A 1,568-nucleotide genomic window follows, 5' to 3' on the forward strand; every position below is an offset into this window, starting at 1 on the left:
AAAAGGGCTACATCATCGGGCGCATCGGCTCGGATCTGACCTTTGAGGTGACGCAACAGAACTACCACATCAACCCGCTCGATCTAATCAGTCTGAGGTAAGCGTGAAAAATTCTAAATTTAGCGGATCTTGTGAGGATGCCGAGAGTTTAAATTTAAGCGAGCAAAGCTCGGGCTGCGAGTTAAATTTGAACGAGCAAAATTCTTTAAAAGGGCAGAATTTCGCCGCTTCAAATTTGAACGATGAAGGCTCCGCTGCTGCGACAAAAAATTCTAGCGACAAGAATTCAACCTCGGCGTTAAATTTAAACGACGAAAATTCCAAAGCGGCGTTAAATTTGAACGATCAAAATTTAAGCAACCAAAGCTTTGCCGCCATAGGTATCGCCTCCATGTCAAATTTAGATAGCGAGATTTCCGCCACGGGAGCCGCTGCATTAAATTTTAAAAATAAAAATTCCGCGACGACGGACATCATAGCGACATCAAAAACGATGACGGGCGCCGCAAAAACAGGAAGCTACAACGAGCGTCGTAGAAGTAAAAACGACGAAAACAGCGCAAAACGATATTGAGATTACAAGAGTAGCGGAGGAAATAATGATAGCAGAGATAGCACCGACAAAAGAAGCAGAGGCGGCGAGGCCGCAGATCCAAGAGCTTACCAATTTTCTTAGCGAATACACCGCCAAGATGCTTAGTATCGGCACTTACACCGCGCGCATCGAGCGCTGCGTGCGCAGGATAGCGGACGCTTACGACTATGAGGCGAGCCTGATGATCTTCGTGCGCCACTTCATCATCAGCGTGATGGACCCCGCGGACAACTCCATCCGCCGCACCTACGTCAAAACGGGCGCTGCGGCGCAGATCAGCTTCGATCTGATCTCGGAGCTAAGCGCGCTTAGCTGGGAAATTTACGACGAAAAAATCCCCCTTGCGCGCGCCAGAGCCTCATTTGCAGAAATTTTAGCCTCGCAAAAGAAAAGCTTTGCCAAAACTCTTGTTTTGCTAAGCGTCGCAAATGCCGCATTCTGCGAGCTTTTCGGCGGCGATGGCGGCGCGATGGCGCTCGTTTTTGCGGCTACGGCTTTTGGAATTTGCGCCCGCTATCTACTTAGCAAGCTTAAAATCAACCTAAAAATCCAATACATCGCGGTTTCGTTCGCAGTCTCCTTCATCGTCTCGCTAGGCGCTCGCTACGGGTTTAGCGCCACACCAGACGTAGCCGTGGGATCGAGCATATTGTTTTTGATTCCCGGCGTCTGGCTGATCAACTCGGTATTTGACATCCTAAACGAAAATATGCTCGTAGGCATCAGCAGAGGGCTGAACACCGGGCTTTTGATCATCTGCATCGCGATCGGGCTCTTTCTGACGCTTAGCATCTCAAATTTGGGGCTTGTAAATGTTTGATATAGCGCTTTTGGTATTTAAGGATGCTTGCTTTGCCGCTGCGGCGGGGCTCGGGTTTGCGTATGCGTGCATGCCGCCTAAAAAGACGCTAGCCTTCTCGGCGCTGCTTGCGGCGGTTGCGCATTCATGCAGGTTTTTGCTGATTCAAAGCCA

3 protein-coding genes and 1 pseudogene are annotated in these 1,568 nt (G+C 49.6%); all 4 read left to right on the plus strand.

Translation table 11 applies throughout. The annotated features are described in order from the left end of the window. Positions 1–101, plus strand: a 101-nt coding sequence (locus tag Q0257_RS03890; RefSeq protein WP_298021789.1) for a hypothetical protein, incomplete at its 5' end; no start/stop codon positions are given. Between the two features lie 2 nt (positions 102–103). Continuing rightward, positions 104–574, plus strand: a complete 471-nt coding sequence (locus tag Q0257_RS03895) for a hypothetical protein (RefSeq protein ID WP_298021783.1) — start codon at positions 104–106, stop codon at positions 572–574. A 25-nt stretch (positions 575–599) separates the two neighbouring features. Next, positions 600–1,415 (plus strand): threonine/serine exporter family protein, encoded by an 816-nt coding sequence (locus Q0257_RS03900; protein ID WP_298021786.1) that lies wholly within the window; start codon positions 600–602, stop codon positions 1,413–1,415. Beyond that, positions 1,408–1,568 (plus strand): annotated as a pseudogene (locus Q0257_RS03905) (threonine/serine exporter family protein); the annotation flags it as partial. The gene Q0257_RS03900 and the pseudogene Q0257_RS03905, both read left to right, overlap by 8 nt.

Origin of the sequence: uncultured Campylobacter sp. (genome assembly GCF_938018035.1) — a bacterium.
Taxonomy (GTDB): domain Bacteria; phylum Campylobacterota; class Campylobacteria; order Campylobacterales; family Campylobacteraceae; genus Campylobacter_B.

What these genes read in the sequence shown, in the direction of transcription:
- Q0257_RS03900 (WP_298021786.1), top strand. Translation starts at nt 600, where the DNA reads ATGATAGCAGAGATAGCACCGACAAAAGAAGCAGAGGCGGCGAGGCCG.